General features: G+C 30.0%; 19 protein-coding genes and 1 riboswitch. Of the genes, 8 read left to right on the top strand and 11 right to left on the bottom strand.

Annotated elements, in window-relative coordinates; translation table 11 throughout:
* Positions 1 to 56: 56 nt before the first annotated feature.
* Genes GRQ01_RS05875 through nssR form a run of 4 tightly spaced genes read right to left on the bottom strand, consistent with a single transcriptional unit; the run spans position 57 to position 2,758 of the window.
* Positions 57 to 794 carry an amino acid ABC transporter ATP-binding protein gene (locus GRQ01_RS05875; RefSeq protein WP_158334874.1) on the bottom strand — a complete coding sequence of 246 codons (738 nt, stop codon included), beginning with the start codon at positions 792 to 794 and terminating at the stop codon, positions 57 to 59.
* A gap of 1 nt (position 795) precedes the next feature.
* Positions 796 to 1,452, bottom strand: a complete 657-nt coding sequence (locus GRQ01_RS05870; protein WP_158334873.1) for an amino acid ABC transporter permease — start codon at positions 1,450 to 1,452, stop codon at positions 796 to 798.
* Positions 1,445 to 2,146 carry an amino acid ABC transporter permease gene (locus tag GRQ01_RS05865; RefSeq protein WP_158334872.1) on the bottom strand — a complete coding sequence of 234 codons (702 nt, stop codon included), beginning with the start codon at positions 2,144 to 2,146 and terminating at the stop codon, positions 1,445 to 1,447. The genes GRQ01_RS05870 and GRQ01_RS05865 overlap by 8 nt, the downstream gene beginning before the upstream one ends.
* 15 nt (positions 2,147 to 2,161) lie before the next feature.
* Positions 2,162 to 2,758, bottom strand: coding sequence for a nitrosative stress-sensitive transcriptional regulator NssR (nssR, locus tag GRQ01_RS05860; RefSeq protein ID WP_158334871.1), 597 nt, complete (start codon positions 2,756 to 2,758; stop codon positions 2,162 to 2,164).
* Between the two features lie 93 nt (positions 2,759 to 2,851).
* Here nssR and ctb point away from each other — a divergent pair, with 93 nt between their 5' ends.
* Positions 2,852 to 3,235, top strand: a complete 384-nt coding sequence (gene ctb, locus GRQ01_RS05855; protein ID WP_158334870.1) for a truncated hemoglobin Ctb — start codon at positions 2,852 to 2,854, stop codon at positions 3,233 to 3,235.
* Here ctb and recG read toward each other — a convergent pair.
* The 3 genes from recG to GRQ01_RS05840 are packed head-to-tail and all read right to left on the bottom strand — an operon-like array spanning position 3,232 to position 7,311.
* Complete coding sequence (recG, locus tag GRQ01_RS05850) at positions 3,232 to 5,055, bottom strand: ATP-dependent DNA helicase RecG (protein ID WP_158334869.1); 1,824 nt, start codon at positions 5,053 to 5,055, stop codon at positions 3,232 to 3,234. The genes ctb and recG overlap by 4 nt on opposite strands.
* Positions 5,045 to 6,265 (bottom strand): M16 family metallopeptidase, encoded by a 1,221-nt coding sequence (locus tag GRQ01_RS05845; RefSeq protein ID WP_158334868.1) that lies wholly within the window; start codon positions 6,263 to 6,265, stop codon positions 5,045 to 5,047. The genes recG and GRQ01_RS05845 overlap by 11 nt, the downstream gene beginning before the upstream one ends.
* Positions 6,265 to 7,311: a dehypoxanthine futalosine cyclase gene (locus GRQ01_RS05840; protein WP_203121263.1), complete on the bottom strand. Its 1,047-nt coding sequence runs from the start codon at positions 7,309 to 7,311 to the stop codon at positions 6,265 to 6,267. Before GRQ01_RS05840 ends, GRQ01_RS05845 begins: the two co-directional genes overlap by 1 nt.
* An 84-nt stretch (positions 7,312 to 7,395) precedes the next feature.
* On the opposite strand from GRQ01_RS05840, the gene GRQ01_RS05835 reads away from it, so the two are divergent.
* Positions 7,396 to 8,583 carry an MFS transporter gene (locus tag GRQ01_RS05835; protein WP_158334867.1) on the top strand — a complete coding sequence of 396 codons (1,188 nt, stop codon included), beginning with the start codon at positions 7,396 to 7,398 and terminating at the stop codon, positions 8,581 to 8,583.
* Positions 8,584 to 8,596: 13 nt separating this feature from the next.
* Here GRQ01_RS05835 and nusA read toward each other — a convergent pair whose 3' ends face one another.
* Positions 8,597 to 9,682: a transcription termination factor NusA gene (nusA, locus tag GRQ01_RS05830; protein ID WP_158334866.1), complete on the bottom strand. Its 1,086-nt coding sequence runs from the start codon at positions 9,680 to 9,682 to the stop codon at positions 8,597 to 8,599.
* A gap of 132 nt (positions 9,683 to 9,814) precedes the next feature.
* Between nusA and GRQ01_RS05825 the strand changes: the two genes are divergently transcribed.
* Genes GRQ01_RS05825 through GRQ01_RS05800 form a run of 6 tightly spaced genes read left to right on the top strand, consistent with a single transcriptional unit; the run spans position 9,815 to position 13,919 of the window.
* Entirely contained in the window at positions 9,815 to 10,057 is a 243-nt protein-coding gene (locus tag GRQ01_RS05825; RefSeq protein WP_158334865.1) for an HP0268 family nuclease, read from the top strand.
* Positions 10,054 to 11,355, top strand: coding sequence for a tRNA (N6-isopentenyl adenosine(37)-C2)-methylthiotransferase MiaB (gene miaB / locus GRQ01_RS05820; RefSeq protein ID WP_158334864.1), 1,302 nt, complete (start codon positions 10,054 to 10,056; stop codon positions 11,353 to 11,355). Before GRQ01_RS05825 ends, miaB begins: the two co-directional genes overlap by 4 nt.
* On the top strand, positions 11,339 to 11,962 hold the full coding sequence (locus tag GRQ01_RS05815; RefSeq protein WP_158334863.1) for a lysophospholipid acyltransferase family protein: 624 nt from the start codon (positions 11,339 to 11,341) through the stop codon (positions 11,960 to 11,962). Before miaB ends, GRQ01_RS05815 begins: the two co-directional genes overlap by 17 nt.
* A gap of 8 nt (positions 11,963 to 11,970) precedes the next feature.
* Positions 11,971 to 12,888, top strand: a complete 918-nt coding sequence (locus GRQ01_RS05810) for a clan AA aspartic protease (RefSeq protein WP_158334862.1) — start codon at positions 11,971 to 11,973, stop codon at positions 12,886 to 12,888.
* Positions 12,885 to 13,400, top strand: a complete 516-nt coding sequence (locus GRQ01_RS05805) for a hypothetical protein (protein ID WP_158334861.1) — start codon at positions 12,885 to 12,887, stop codon at positions 13,398 to 13,400. Before GRQ01_RS05810 ends, GRQ01_RS05805 begins: the two co-directional genes overlap by 4 nt.
* Positions 13,401 to 13,919 carry a hypothetical protein gene (locus tag GRQ01_RS05800; RefSeq protein ID WP_158334860.1) on the top strand — a complete coding sequence of 173 codons (519 nt, stop codon included), beginning with the start codon at positions 13,401 to 13,403 and terminating at the stop codon, positions 13,917 to 13,919. It begins immediately after the preceding gene.
* Here GRQ01_RS05800 and thiC read toward each other — a convergent pair.
* The 3 genes from thiC to rpe all read right to left on the bottom strand — a co-directional run bounded on the left by thiC (position 13,911) and on the right by rpe (position 16,807).
* Positions 13,911 to 15,203, bottom strand: coding sequence for a phosphomethylpyrimidine synthase ThiC (gene thiC, locus GRQ01_RS05795; protein ID WP_158334859.1), 1,293 nt, complete (start codon positions 15,201 to 15,203; stop codon positions 13,911 to 13,913). The two genes, GRQ01_RS05800 and thiC, sit on opposite strands and share 9 nt — an antisense overlap.
* A gap of 58 nt (positions 15,204 to 15,261) precedes the next feature.
* Positions 15,262 to 15,366: riboswitch (TPP riboswitch) on the bottom strand.
* 35 nt (positions 15,367 to 15,401) lie between these two features.
* A complete protein-coding gene (locus GRQ01_RS05790) occupies positions 15,402 to 16,163 on the bottom strand; it encodes a 3'-5' exonuclease (RefSeq protein WP_158334858.1) in 762 nt (253 codons plus the stop codon).
* On the bottom strand, positions 16,160 to 16,807 hold the full coding sequence (rpe, locus tag GRQ01_RS05785; RefSeq protein ID WP_158334857.1) for a ribulose-phosphate 3-epimerase: 648 nt from the start codon (positions 16,805 to 16,807) through the stop codon (positions 16,160 to 16,162). Before rpe ends, GRQ01_RS05790 begins: the two co-directional genes overlap by 4 nt.
* Positions 16,808 to 16,832 lie beyond the last annotated feature (25 nt).

Raw genomic sequence — 16,832 nt, 5'->3', positions numbered from 1 at the left:
TAAAAAAAGTATTTTGTCAAGAGTTCTTAAAGGCTTTTTACATATTTTACAATTAATTATTTATGATAATCAAATAGGTTTAAAAATTTCTTTGCCCTTTCACTTTTTGGATTTTCAAAAAAACCTTGAGGATTATTTTCTTCAATAATCTTACCCTCATCCATAAAAACGATTTTATCCGCTACTGCTTTAGCAAAACCCATTTCATGTGTGACAATCAACATAGTCATGCCTTCTTTAGCAAGATTAAGCATCACTTCTAAAACTTCTCTTACAATTTCAGGATCAAGCGCAGCTGTCACCTCATCAAAAAGCATAAGCTCAGGATTCATACACAAACTTCTTACAATAGCAATTCTTTGCTTTTGACCTCCACTTAATTCTTTAGGATAAGCATGAAGTTTATGCAAAAGCCCTACTTTTTCCAACCAAATTTTAGCCTCTTTTAAAACCTCATCTTTTTTTCTTTTTTGTACTTTCATAGGTCCTAAAAGTATATTTTCTTCGACGCTTAAATGCTCAAAAAGTTCATAAGATTGAAAAACCATGCCAACTTTTTGACGCATTCTTGACCATTCTTTAAAATCTTTATCTATTTTTTCACCATCAATATAAATACTACCACTTGCTATTTCTTCAAGTCCATTAATACAACGCAAAAGTGTAGATTTACCACATCCACTAGGACCTAAAATCACTACGACTTCTTTAGCTTTTACTTCAAGATTAATATCTTTTAAAGCATGATGCAAACCATAATATTTTTGTAAATTTTCTATTTTTAAAATACTCATTTTAACTCCATTTTTTCTCTAATTTTTTAGAATACAAAGCAAGAGGATAACAAAGAATAAAAAAAATGAAAAAAATCAAACCATAAATAATAAAAGGTGCTAAATCATTTTTATTATTAAACTCTATAATTTGCTGTCCTACTTTCACAAGTTCAACCGCACCGATTAAATAAGCAAAAGTAGTGCTTTTTACCATACGAGTAAATAAATTCATACTCATAGGCATCAATCGCCTAAAGGCTTGAGGAATCACAATATAAATAAAACTTTCTAAAGTATTTAACCCCAAAGAAACAGCACTTTCGTATTGATGCTTGGGAATACTTTGTAAAGAAACGCGCACTAAATCCATCATTTCAAAACAACCCCATATACTAAAAACAAGAATAGCTGTATTTATAGAACCCAAATCCCATCCAAACCATCTAGGAAAACCAAAATACACGACAAAAAGCCACACTAAAAGCGGCATAATACGCACCAATTCTAGACCCAAACGGCAAAAAGCATAAATATAAGCATTTTTAAAGCTCATTAAAATTCCTAAGAATAACCCACCTATAAAAGTAATGATAATACTTACAAAAGCAATTTCAAGAGTGATAAAAAACCCTTGCCAAAGTCTTAAAAATGTATCGGCATTTAAAAGTTCAAACATGAAGCAACCTTTTTTCAAACCTTGATAAAACCAAAGATAAAGGCAAAATAATACACAAATATCCCATAAACAATAAAAACAATAATTCGTCGGTTTTATAAGTTAAAGAATTTAAACTTGTCATTAAATTCACCAAATCTGGCAAGGCAATAATACTCACCACCGAAGTTTCTTTAATCAAAAAAATGATATTAGCACTAATACTTGGCATAGAAATAGCCAAAGCTTGTGGTAAAATCACATAACGTAAATTGCCAAATCTAGAAAAACCTAAGGCTAAACCCGCTTCAAATTGCTGTTTTCTTATAGCTTCAAAACCTGAACGCAAACTCTCTGCCATGTAAGAACCACCCAAAAAACTCAGTCCTACAATAGCACAAGCAAAAGAAGGCCTTAAGGTCTCTTCTACACTTAAACAAATAAAACGAAGGGGTTCAATTTGCTCTAAATGTATATTGAATTTTGGTAAAGCATAGTATAGGAAAAAAAGCTGAATCAACAAAGGAGTATTCCTTGAAAATTCTATATAAGCTTTGCACATAGTATCTAAGATTTTTATTTTAAAATAACTTGCTAAAATGCAAAATAAACCTATAAATAAAGAAAAAACAATTCCAAAAAAACTTAACTTGATTGTAAGCCAAGCGGCTGCTGCAAAAGCAGGAATTTGAGTTAATATAAAATGAAAATCCATACTCTACCCTTAATCTTACCAAATTTCTTTTATAATCATGGCTTTATTTAAAATTTCAATTTTACCTTTTTTTGTCTCAATAAGTTTTAAAATCTTAAGTTCTCTTAATATCCTTGATAAAGACTGTGCTCTAACATTTAAATCAATTGCAATCTGTTTTTGAGCTATTACATCTAAGTTTTTCTCATTTTCTAAAAGATATTTCAATAATTTTGTCCTTAAATCTAAGACATTTTGAGATAATTTCTTCTCCAAAATATTAATCTTTTCAAAAAGTGAAGTGATGAGTAAAAAATTAAACTCTTTATTTTCACTACATAAATTTTTAAAATCAGCAAAACTAAGCTCTAAAACTTCGCTATTTTCTTCACAAATTGCATTTGCTGGATAATTTAATTTTTTAAACACGGGCATTTCTGCTATGAAATTTGGGGGATTAAAATAATGCAAAGTGATTTCTTTATCGCTAGCTGTACTTTTATAAATACGTATTTTTCCTTTAAGCAGAATAAAAAAATGCCTAGCCTCTTCGCCTTCATAAAATAAAATACTATTTTTTTGCATTTTTTTTAATTTTCCTACACCGGATAAAAGCTCTAAATAATCTTTCATGAAATTATATTCCATTCCTAACCTATGTTAAATTTTGTTTATCTTATTTTTGTTATATTAACTTTATAAAATTAACGTTTAGGAAAGATTACCATGAAATTTGAAACAATCACCCAAGAAAACATAGCAGAACTTATGGAAATATTTTACGAAAAAGTTAAACAAGACAAAAATTTAGGACCCATTTTTAAAAATGCTATTGGTACAAGTGATGAAGAATGGAAAAAACATAAAGCAAAAATAGGCAATTTCTGGACAGGAATACTCTTAGGAGAAGGTGATTATAATGGACAACCTTTAAAAAAACACTTAGACTTGCCACCTTTTCCTGAAGAATTTTTCGACATTTGGCTCGATCTTTTTGAAAAAAGTTTAAATAAAGTTTATGATGAAAGAATACAAGCAGTAATCTTACAGCGTGCACAGATGATAGCCTCGCATTTTAAAAATATGCTTTATAAATTCAATAAAAACTAATTTAGCTGATCTTTTGCTAAATCTTTTTTTACCTTTTCTAAAATTTTTTCATCTTTAGAAAAATCAAAAAATTTAAATTCATTCCCATGCTGGATAAAACCATCGAGTAAATCTCCGCTTAAGCGATTTTGAAGATCAAGTTCTGCAATCTTAAATCCATCTAAAGTTTTAGCAAATTCTTTTAAACGATGAGGAATTTCTTTTAGTTTCGTATAAAGATAGCAAGTGCTTTTAAGCCCTACGCGACCTACGCGACCGCGAAGCTGATGTAAGGTGGCTAATCCTAAACGCTCAGCTCCTACAATAACTATCATGCTTAATCTTGGCAAAGAAATACCCACTTCCACAACTGTAGTACTTAATAAAATATTTCCCTCATCTCTAAAACGTTCTAAAATAGCTTCTTTTTGCTTATCCTTTCCATGTGTTAGAAAAACTTTATCATAATGACTTTCCCAATATCCTCTTGCTTGCTCTAAAGAAAGATAAGGAAGAGTATCGCTTGCACTAACTAAAGGGTAAATAATAATTACTTGATGATTTTTAGCAAGTTCTTCTTTGATCTTTTCACTTAGTTTAGCAAAACCTTCATTTTGTATGCAATAAGTTGTAATATCTTTTTTAAAAGGCATTTCTTTAATAAAGCTAAAATCCAAAAGTTCTGATTGTATCATGCTTAAAGTTCTAGGTATAGGGGTAGCTGAAAATTGTATGAAATGCGCAACAGCTTGGCCTTGACTTAAAGCATGAATTTTCTCACGTTGCGCCGAACCAAAGCGGTGCTGTTCATCTATCATTACAAGTACAGCATCATGAGCTTTTATATGAATTAAAGCATGAGTGCCTATAATAAGATGTGCTTTTTTTATACTATCTTGCAAATCCTTTTCTTTTCTACCTCCTTTAATGAACAAAACATTTACAAAATCAGGTAAAAGCTTCTTAGCTTCTTCATAAAGCTGATTTGCCAAAATACTAGTAGGTGCCATTAAAATAGCTTGTTTAGGATATACCATCAAGGCCGCACCCAATAAAACCAAAGTCTTTCCACAACCCACATCTCCCATGATCACACGTCTTTTAGCCTCTTTTGAACGCAAGTCTTTTTTAATATCTTCTAAAGCACGCAATTGATCTTTTGTGGGTGCAAAAGGCAAATTTTCAAGCCAAGTATTGATATTAAAAATTTCTATGTCATGGGCTTTAAAATGTGTTTTTTTAGCTTGTAAGCGTTTTAAAAAATTATATATTTCAATATATTTTAAATCCTTAGTAAATTTTTGTAAATTAGCTAGCATAAAACAACTTTTTTCATCATAAAGATGCAAATTTAAAAGAAAATGTATATACTGATCTTTTATACCACTTTCTTTTAAATTATCATAATTAAGATACTTGTGTATAAACTCAGCAATCTTTGCATCTTTTAAACCTAAAATTTGATATTTTGGAGTAAAACCCTCAAAAGAAGATAAAATTCTAGGATTATTAAAATGCCATGCTTGATTAAAACGAGAAATTTTACCGCTTAAGATAAGTGTTTTTCCTATTTTACAACTCCCAAGATGCCATGTTTTAGGATGAAAAAAAACAAAAGAAACATTTATATTCCATTCCTTACAAAAACCTAAGCCAAAAAGCTGATTTTTCTTTAAATCTACATTTTTAATAAGAATTTTTTGCGTGCAAATTTCATTAATCTTAGGATTTTTACTTGGGCTTAAATTCTCAATTTTTTTAGGCAAAAGAAGGGCTAGATCAATAGCACTTCTAATTTTTAATTTTTTAAAAAATTCAAAATCGCTTTCTTTAATTTTCATTTTGAATGCTTGCAAAACTTATGCTTAAAAGTTCTTGATGCTTTTGGATATAATTATTTATATGATTAAGTTTTACTTTCTGCATAAATTTTAATTCTTCCTTGTAATAACCATAATGTAAGCCTTGGTAAAATTCATTAAAAGCCATGCTCAAACGCCTGCTTAAACTCTCATAACGCAAAGGCGTTGATCCAATAAGAAAATTTTTAGCCTGATCTAATTCATTTTGCGTAATACCCTCTTTTACAAAGTTTTCAAACACTTCTTTGACAATTTGTTTAGCTTCTTTAGCACTTTGATTTTTAGTTTGCAAATATCCAAAAACCCTAGAAAAAGACATATTCATATCAAGCATAGCATAAGCAGAATATGCAAGTCCTCTTTTAACACGAATTTCTTCCATAATTCTTGAACCAAAACCTCCCTGACCTAAGACAAACAAAGCAATTTTTGCCAAATACAAATCCTCATCTTTAAAACTCGCAAAAAAAGGCGTAGCAAAATAAATATAAGCTTGCTCACTTTCTTTACGTACTAGAATTTTATCTTTGGTTTTTTGGCTGAGTTTATAATTTTTTTGGATATTTAAGCTTCCTTTAGGAAGTTTAAACAAAAGTTTTAAAATATATTCTTTAGCTTTTTGCTCCTTTAAATCTCCACCTAAAACTACTACAAGATTGCTAAGATTAATATTGCTTTGATGAAAATCTTTTAAATGCTTTAAAGAAATAGTTTTAATACTTTTTTCATCTCCGTCATTTGGACTTTGAAATTCTTCACACTCAAAAAGCTCTTGATTGAGTAAATTTTTTGCTAGATAGTCAAAATCACTATTTTTGCTTGCTAATTCTCCTAAGGTATTGATTTTTAATTTTTCCAAAATTTTATCTTCTATTCTAGGCTTTAGTAATAATCTTTCTAAATTATTTAAAGCAAAATCAAAATTTTCTTTCAAACAAGAAAGATTGATTTCTAAACTTTCAAAACCACTGCTTGCCTCTAAATTTATAGCTTTAAATTCTAAATCCTTAAAAAACTTATCATCCACACCTTCATTTAAAATACGCGAAAACATCTTTGCAAGTCCTGGTATTTGATCATAACTTCTGCCGCAATTTCTAAAAACAAGCTTTAAAATCACAACAGGCAAATCAGTGTTTTCTTCAAAAATAAAAGGGATTTTATTTTGATTTAATTCTAAAAACTGCATTAAAACCTCTCTAAAATTTCATAAGCAGTATTACGCTTTGCAGGATATTCACCCAAACTCTTAATCAATCTTATCATTTCATCTTGATTCATTCTATAACTTGCCCCTGCCGCACTTACAACATTTTCTTCCATCATAGTCGAACCCAAATCATTAGCACCAAATTTTAAAGCAAGTTGCCCTATAAAAGAACCCTGAGTCACCCAAGAACTTTGTAAATTTTTAAAATTATCCAAATAAAGTCTTGCTAAAGCCAAAAGCTTTAAATATTTATTAGAACTTTGTTTAATAATTTGGGGATATTTTTCAATCAAAGCCGTATTTTGACTTTGAAAACTCCACAAAATAAAAGCTCTAAAACCATTGGTTTCATCTTGTAAATTCCTTAAATATTCAAAATGATCTATAATTTCTTCATCAGTTTCAACAGTCCCAAACATCATAGTAGCTGTACTTTTCATACCAATTTTATGAGCTTGGCGGTGCACTTCAAGCCAAGTATTAGTATCACATTTATTAGGTGCAATAATATCACGCACTCTATCACTTAAAACCTCAGCACCTGCACCTGGTATAGAAAATAAACCCTTCATTTTAAGTCTTTGCAAAACTTCCACAATGGAAATTTTAGAAACTTTTGCAATATAAGCAATTTCTACTGCGGAAAAACCGTGTATAGTAATATTAGGATAATGTTCTTTTATCCATGAAACAAGTTCTTCATACCATTCTATTTTTAATTTTGGATGCACCCCACCTTGAAAAAGAATCTGGGTTCCCCCTATAGCTTCAAGCTCTTCTATTTTTTTGCCTATTTGTTCAAAGCTTAAAATATAAGCATCTTCATCCTTATGATGACGATAAAAAGCACAAAAAGAACAATCAATACAACACACATTAGTATAATTAATATTTCTATCAACGACAAAGGTTGTAATCTTTTGAGGGTGTAATTGTAATTTTTTTTCATAAGCCATTTGACCAAGCTCACTCAAACTTGCATTATGAAGCAAATTTAAAGCCTCTTTTTTATCCAGTCTTTTCACAATTTTTCCTTGTTTTTTACATAATTAATGCATAATTAGAATAATTATAGCATTTAAAAAATAAATTATGCTATAGTTTCATTTATGAATTACATTGATTTATTGAAAAATAATAAAAATATTAGAATATTAGCTTCAGTTCAATTTATAGTGTACTTTGGTGCATGGTTTTCTCAAACAGGAGTTTTCACTCTCTTAGTACAGCTTAATGCACCTACTTGGGCAACAGCCACAAGTGCTATGCTGGCTTTCTTGCCTGGAGTTTTACTTGCACCTATAAATGGTGTTATTGTAGAGAAAAACAAACCCAAAAAACTCCTTCTTAGTATGATAAGCATAGAACTTATTTCGATTTTTTGCCTTATATTTATTACAAGCCTTAACATGTTATGGCTTTTATTTATTTTAATTTTTATCAGACTTTGCGTTGCTTGTATTTATTTTCAAGCTGAAATGAGTTTATTAGCTAAAATTTTAAACCCTCAAGAACTCAAATTAGTCAATGAAATGCACAGCGTTATTTGGGCTATTTCTTATACTGCAGGGATGGCAAGTGCTGGAATTTTTATTTATTTTTTAGGTGTAAAGAGTGCTTTTTTATTTGATTGTGTGCTCATACTTATAGGAATTAGCTTTTTAGCAAGATTAAATATTGGCGATTTTAAACAAAAAACTCAAAGTCATTTTTTTACCATGATAAAAGAAGGCTTTTTTTATGTTTTAAAAAATAAAATTATTTTTCATCTTATTATACTTCATGCCTTTATTGGCTTAACAGCCTACGAAACCTTAGTCACACTTCTAGCACAACACAAATATAAAGAAATATTATCAGCTGCACTCGTCATAGGATTTTTAAATGCTATTCGTGCTTGTTCTCTTGCTATAGCACCTATGATTTTAAGCCGTTTTATCAATGATAAAAATTTATTCTATATGTATCTTGGACAAGGTTTGGGTATCATACTATGGGCAATAACTCAATTTAATTTTTATATTTCTTTTCTAGGTTTAATCGGTGCTGGGTTTTTCACATCAACGCTTTGGGCTTATACTTACACACTCATACAAAAAAATTCAGATAAACAGTATCATGGAAGGGTCATTGCATACACTGATATGGTTTATCTTAGTTTTAGTGCTAGCGTCTCATTGTTGATGGGATTATTGTTTGAAATAGGCTTGAGTTTAGAACTCATCACAGCTTTATTAGGTGCAATTTTTATCTTTGCAGCATTTTATTGGAAATGGTTTTATAAAAAATATTTATAATACACCTAATATTTCAAATTTTAAATAAATCTTGAAGATTTTTCATAGCCTCTTGATTACTTATAGTATTGTTTACGTGAGAAGTTAATTCATTAAGTTCTATTTCATAACCACTAAGCATTGAAGCAAGGCGGATATTGATGCCATTTTTACCTATGGCCTTGCTTTTTTGTTCGCTATTTAAACTTACTATTGCTTTTTTACCTTCAATTTTTACGGAATTGACAATAGCAGGAGCCAAAGCACGAGAAATTAAAATTTCATTTTCATTAGCAAATTCTATACAATCAATATTTTCATTATGAAGTTCTTTACTAACTGCATTAATCCTTACCCCTTTTACTCCAACTGTAGCTCCTACAGGATCAATATTTGCTCCATTGGTTTTAAGAATTATCTTAGCTCTTTCACCTGGAATTCTTGCACAAGCTACCACACTCACATAACCGTCTTTAATTTCAGGCACTTCTGCTTGAAGCAAGCATTCTAAAAACTTAGGGCTTGTACGGCTAAGCTCCATTTTAATACCTTTATCAGTATACACGCGACGTATGACAGCTTTTACCACATCGCCAATTTTAAATTTTTCACCTTTAATACGATTTTTCCTTGGCAAAAAAGCTCGCAACTCATCAATTTCTATATAGGTATTTTCCTCATTATCTACTCTTACAACAGTACCAAAAACCATTTGCCCGACTTTATTTTTATATTTTTCAAAAATCGTTTGTTCTAATAATTTTTGTATATGGTATTCAAGCTCTTTGTGCAAAGTATTTACCGCTGTTCTTCCTAAATTTTCTAAAGAACACTCATAAGTTAACTCATCGCCTATTTCAACATCAGGCACTTCTGCTTTAGCTTTACTTAAAGCAATAAAACTTTCACTTTTATTTTGCAATCTTTCATCCTCATCATCTACAATAGTGATTTTTTGATAAAGATTTAAATTTTTTTGATCTACAAAAAATTCATATTCTTGGCCATAAATTTTCTTCGCGGTATTAATTAAAGCCATAACCACTTTTTCTTTTACATGCTCTAAATCCAAATTTTTTTCATTAGCAATAGACTCAATGATATCTGCTATTTTTTCCATATTTTACAAAACCCTTTTTTACGGGAGATTTTAATCAAAGTAGATAAAAATTATATCCTTAATAAGTTTAATTAAAAGTAAAATTTGCTAAAATTATAGATTAATAATGAAAATTTTTTAAGGACTAAAGTCATGGAATTAAAATTAGCAAGAACTTCAATTAATGAAAAGCCTAAAAATATTGGTTTAGAAAAAATTGAAGAGATTTTAGAAAAAGAAGGACAAAAATTTTTTTACTTTGATAAAGACAATACCCACAAACAAATCCTTGCTTTTGTAAATCATTTTGGCAAAAAAGGTTTAAGCGTCTATCATAGAAGCCTAAAATACGGACTTGATGACAATGACTTTATGTATGAGGTACATATTCTTTGAGTGCTAAAAAATTATTTATCCAAACCCTAGGATGCGCGATGAATGTCAGAGACTCTGAACATATGATCGCAGAACTCACACAAAAAGAAAACTATGCGTTAACACAAGATATCAAAGAAGCTGATCTTATACTTATTAACACTTGCTCAGTGCGTGAAAAACCTGTACATAAACTTTTTTCCGAAGTAGGTAGCTTTGAAAAAGTAAAAAAACAAGGTGCTAAAATAGGTGTTTGCGGCTGCACAGCTTCACATTTAGGCAATGAAATTTTTCGTCGTGCTCCTTATGTAGATTTTGTCCTAGGTGCAAGAAATATTTCTAAAATCACCCAAGCAATAAAAACCCCTAAATTTATGGGAGTTGACATAGCTTATGATGAAAGCGAATTTACTTTTGCAGATTTTAGAAACAGTATGTATAAATCTTATATTAATATTTCTATAGGTTGTGATAAACACTGCACTTATTGCATAGTTCCTCATACACGCGGGGATGAAATTTCTATACCTTTTAATATTATTTATCAAGAAGCACAAAAAGCCATTGAAAAAGGTGCAAAAGAGATTTTTTTATTAGGTCAAAATGTTAATAACTATGGCAAAAGATTTAGAAATGATCATAAAAAAATGGATTTTTCTGATCTTTTAGAAGAGCTTAGCACTTTAGAAGGCTTAGAACGCATCCGTTTTACAAGCCCACATCCTTTACACATGGATGATAAATTTTTACAAGTTTTTACCAAAAACCCAAAAGTGTGCAAATCCATGCACATGCCTTTACAAAGTGGATCAAGCAAGATCTTAAAAGCTATGAAACGCGGTTATGATAAAGAATGGTATTTAAACAGGGCTTTAAAACTTAGAGAAATTTGTCCTGATGTAAGCATTTCAACAGACATTATTGTAGCTTTTCCAGGTGAGAGTGAAAAGGATTTTGAAGAAACCATGGATGTTTTAGAGCAAGTACGCTTTGAACAAATTTTTTCTTTTAAATACTCCAAACGTCCTTTAACCAAGGCTGCTACCATGCCAAATCAAATTGATAAAGAAACCGCCTCAAGAAGACTAAGCACTCTACAAAACCGTCATAATGCAATTTTAGATGAAATCACAAAAAAACAAGAAAATAAAACCTTTAAAGTTTTATTTGAAGAACTAAGAACAGGCAATATGATTGCTGGTAGAACAAATAATAATTTTTTAGTGCAAGTACAAGGTAGTGAAGAACTTTTAGGACAATTTAAAGAAGTAAAAATCACAAATGCAAAGCGTATGGTTTTACATGGGGAAATCATTTAAAATTTATTGTTTAACATATATAATTTTTATCTTACAATGGTTGATTTTTCTAACCTGTAAAAAGCACTACAAAGGTGAAAAAATCGATCTTAAGCCTAATGTAATACTTTTTTGGCATGGAAAATTAGCTTTAATGCCCTTTGCTTTTAAACACTATAGACAAAAAAATAAAAAAGCTTATGTGATGATTTCTTATCATCAAGATGGAGAGCAAATTGCTAAAATTATTAAACTTTTTGGACTCAATACTGTGCGCGGAAGCACCTCAAGGGGTGGCAGTAATGCACTTAGATCTGCTTTTAAAGTTTTAGATCAAAATGACGATATAGTTATTACACCTGATGGGCCGCGTGGGCCTTATCATAGTGTTTCAGATGGTTCTATTACTTTAGCTCAAAAAAAAGGCTTAAAAATAAGGATTTTAAACTATGAAGCCAGTCGTTTTTGGGAATTTAGAAGTTGGGACAAGATGATTTTGCCAAAACCTTTTAGCAAAATCACTTATAGTTTAAGCAAGCCTTTGGATATTTCCAAACTAGATAAAGAAAAGGCCAAAGAATTCCTAATAGAACAATTTGATAAAATCAGTTTAGCCGATCAATTTTAAGGAATGAAATGTTATTTTTGCTAAAAAAAATACTCCCGCAACTTTTCATTAGTATCATCTTAAAAGATAAGAAAAATATCTTGAAAGCTTCTATTTATAGGGCAAATAAACTAATTAGCAGCAATGAAAAAAGTTTTAAAAAAAGTGAAAATTTATTAGAATACGTAAAAAATTTAAGCAAGCATTTCTTATTCTACCATACAGCCTTATTTTTAGATGCTAAAGAACAAGGATTAATACCAAGTACAAATATCAAAGATTGTGAACAATTTAATATAGGAAAAATCAGTCTACAGCATATCTTATTAAATAATGCTTTAATTTATACAGCTACTGAACATATAGAATATTATAATGAACTTTTTGAAGAGTACAAAGGTTTGGATTTTTTATATTCCCCTTTCGCGCTTCTTTATTATAATATACAAAAGGAAAAACAAGCCGAAGATAAAATCTTACTTTATGGCCTTAAGCGAGAAAATCTTTTAGCACTTATTATAGCTAAAGGCAATACAATTTTATACGGAGATCTTAAACTTCCAGAAGAAAACCAAAAAACCCAAAGCGATGATAATACCGAAATGACTTTAGATAATTTTAATGAAAGTTTAAACGAAAAATTTGATCTACTTGATGAAGAAAAAAATCCTGATTTAACTGATGAAGACAATTTTAACCTAGAAGAATTAAATCAATTTAACAACGACATGGAGCTTTCTCGCTATATCATCACTAGCATTAACAAATTTTATAATGATGATAAATATTTAGGATCTTTTATTAATGATATTTTATTATATAGTGAATCAAGTATTGATATAAGTGCAATTGATTTTTTAGAAAATGAAACTTTTTTAGAAGTGAAGGTTAAAAGCATTAATACACTTGATTTGATGATAGAATTAATGCGAAAGGAGCTTAAATGACTTATAGCTTCATACAACCAAGAAAAAAACCTATTTTCACACTTTTTGATAAAATTTGGCTAGGACTTTTTAGTTTTAGTATATTGTTTATATTATTAATTTATTTTATATATGGAATAAAAATCACCCTAATTCACACTTCTATTAAAGACGAAAAACAACAAATCACCACACTTGAAAAGCAAACAAAACAAAACGAAATGCTTTATGCAGTCTTACTCGAACAAAGCCAAATAGCTACAAATTTCAATACCCAAAATCAAATCCTTAAAGAAAGTTTAAAAAGTTTATTAGATATTGTTGTAAAAACTGACAATATCACCCTTGAAAGCGTTGAACAACAAGCATATTCTTTAAAACTTATTGGGGTTACACCTACTAAGGAAATGTTTGCCTTGCTTTTAGAAACTCCTTTAAAAAGTATTTTTGATCAAAGCAGTACAACTTACTATCGTTTGGATAATGGATGGTATCGTTTTGTCAATATTAGCAAAAAATTCCAGGAGTTATAAATGAAAGATAAAAGTCTTGAAGAAATCAATTTATTAAAACTTCTCATTTATGCATTAAGTTTCATTAGTGTTTGTACAGCATTGATTTTATTTTTACTTTTACCCACACTTAAAAATTATCAACAAGCAAGTCTTAGAGAAAATTCTCAATTCACAATATTAAAAGCAGCTAAAGCAAAATTAAATGTTAGCAAAGATAAAATCTCAGATTTAAGGAATGAAAACAACAAAAGCTTAGATCAATTCAAACAAAATTTTAATATAAAGAATTTTAACATTTTTTTACAAAAATATTTTAAAAATATTGAAATTAAAGAAACAAATTTAGAAAAACCAGAAAAATACCTAAAAAATCGCTTACTCATCCAAGCAACAATCAACAATCCTAGACGTCTTTATGATTTCATTGATGCTTTAAAAAACTATAATAATCTCATTAAAATCGATTATCCTCTTAAACTCAAAGCTGCAGAGCAAGGTATTATTATAAACCTCACTCTCAAAATTTATTCAAGTTAAACTGACATCATCGCCTTTTAAAATTTGATTCATGGTATTCATAGCACACATTTTACCACACATAGAACATGAGTTTAAATCATCAGGACGACGTTCATTAAACATTTTTTTGGCTTTTTCTCCATCAATGGCAAGCTTAAACATTTTTTCCCAGTCTATATCTTGTCTTGCTTTACTCATAGCATCATCTACGGCTCTTTCTTTTGGAAGCTTTGCTATATCTCCTGCATGTGCTGCAATTTTAGTTGCAACTATACCATCTCGAACATCTTGTAAATTAGGAAGTCTTAAATGTTCTGCAGAGGTAACATAGCAAAGTATATCTGCCCCACTTGCTGCTGCAACAGCTCCTCCAATAGCCCCGCTAATATGATCATAACCTGCTCCAATATCTGTCACCAAAGGTCCTAAAACATAAAAAGGTGCCCCTTTACATAAACGCTTTTCTATTTGCATATTTGCCTCAATCTCATTAATAGTCATGTGTCCAGGCCCTTCTATCATCACCTGAACCCCAACGTCCCAAGCTCTTTGGGTAAGCAAAGACAACTCAATCAATTCTGAAATTTGTGCCACATCACTTGCATCATGTGTTGATCCTGGACGCAAAGCATCCCCTAATGATAAAGTCACATCATATTTTAAACAAATATCAAGCAAATCATCATAATATTCAAAAAAAGGATTTTCAGCTTCTTTCATCATCATCCAAGCATAAAGCACAGATCCTCCTCTTGAAACTATATTTGTGATTCTTTTGCTTTGTTTAAAAATATGTGCTGCACGAGAATTAATACCTGCATGAATAGTCATAAAATCAACTCCACTTTTAGCATGATGATAAACCACATCTAAAAAATCTTTAGCACTGATTTGCTTTAAGTCTTTTTCTAAAAACCCAACCGCATCATAAACTGGAACAGTACCTATCATAGCTTTTGAAACACTAATGAGTTTATCTCTAAAATGGCTGGTTTTACCATAATTACTCAAATCCATAATCGCTTCAATATTAAACTTATGGGCAAGATCGACTTTTTCCATTTCCTCAGTATAATCAATACAATCATTTGAAACCCCTAAATTAACATTTACCTTAGTACGAAGTCCAAATCCTATGCCATTAGGATCAAGGCTTTTGTGATTAATATTCGCAGGGATAATGATTTTACCACAAGCTAAATTTTCAAGCAAAAAATCTTCACTTACTTGCTCTTTTTGTGCAACAATTTGCATCTGTTTAGTAAAAATACCTTCTTTGGCATAATTCATTTGAGTTTTCATAAATTTATCCTTTTAAAAATTTGGGATAAATGAAGGGTAAGTACAAATTTTTGAAAGTATTTAATTTTATAAATCTTCCCGACGCTGGCATTATCCAGATCCGGTTCGGTCTAAGCTTTTAACTTACTCTCAGCCTGTATCACAAGCTCCCGTCATTTATTATTAAGAATATTATAAAATATTATTATTAATAATGATTCATTTTATCTTTAAACGTGCGGTTTTTGTAAAATGGATCAATTCTTCTGTGGTTTTTATATGATAAGGAAGCCTTCCAAGACAATATTTGAAAATTTCAGCAGCGGCTAAAGCATCATCTAAGGCTCTATGATGCACATTCTCTATACCTAAAAATTCCTTTAACACCTCAAGTTTATATCGGGGGCTTTGTATACAACATTGTGCCAATTCTATAGTACAAATACGACGGTTGAGTAAAATTCCAAAATCACATTCATTTAAAACCTTAGAAATAAAACTATAATCAAAACACACATTATGGGCAACAAAAACGCTATCTTTTAAAAAAAGTCTAAAATCATGCAAAACTTTTGACAAGATGGGTGCATTTTCTACCATATCATAGCTAATACCTGTAAGTTCTTTGATATTATCAGGGATTTCTTTTACTTTAATAAAACTGTGAAAAGTCCCAATTTCTTTAGAATTTTGAATTTTCACAGCTCCAATTTCTAAAATTTCTCCCTTGCTCACCCCACCTGTGCTTTCTATATCTACTATACAAAAAATTTCTTCTTTGATTTTTTTTGTACGCGTTTTAAGAGTAAGAGTATTATCCTTATTTAAAATCAAAGCCAAACCTAAAAGTTCAAAAGTTTCCAAATCTAAATCAAAATTTTTTAATTCTTCGATTTTAGAAAATGCTTCAATAACCCAATCATAAGGTTTGCTTTGCTTATTTAATACAGAAATAATCTGATCAATTTGCTGTAAACTCAAAATTCAAACTTTAAAGACGAAATTGCGGTTTTATAATCGTCTGAAGAAAAAATATAATTTCCCGCTACTAAAATATCAGCTCCTGCTAACTCCAAATCGCTTGCATTTAAGCCATTAACCCCTCCATCAACCTCTATAAAAACCTTAGCATTTTTCTCATCAATTCTTTGACGCAATTCTTTGATTTTCTCATAAACTAAAGGTAAAAATTTTTGTCCTCCAAACCCAGGATTAACACTCATTAAAAGCACCATATCTACAAATTCTATCATATGTTTAATAGAACTTACAGGAGTATGAGGATTTAATACAATAGCTGGATGGATACCATGATTTTTTATATATTCACAAAGCCTTATAGGGTGATCTTCGCTTTCAATATGAAAAGAAATGAATTTAGGTTTTAAAGGAATGAAAAGATCTACAAATTTACTCACATCCTTAACCATTAAATGTACATCTAATGGCACTTTAGTAATACTTGAAATTTTTTCTATAACACAAGGCCCAAAAGTCAAATTAGGGACAAAATGCCCATCCATCACATCAATATGTAAAAGATCAGCCCCTGCAGCATCAATAGCCTTGATTTCTTCTTCTAATCTTAAAAAATTCACAGATAATAAACTAGGAGCTACATACATAAAATAAAAACCTTAAAAATTAAAT

The sequence above is a fragment of the Campylobacter bilis genome, from assembly GCF_016806695.1.
In the GTDB taxonomy this organism is placed as follows: Bacteria; Campylobacterota; Campylobacteria; order Campylobacterales; family Campylobacteraceae; genus Campylobacter_D; species Campylobacter_D bilis.
Note: the sequence above shows the minus strand (reverse complement) of the source record. Positions and strands in the feature narration are given on the sequence as shown.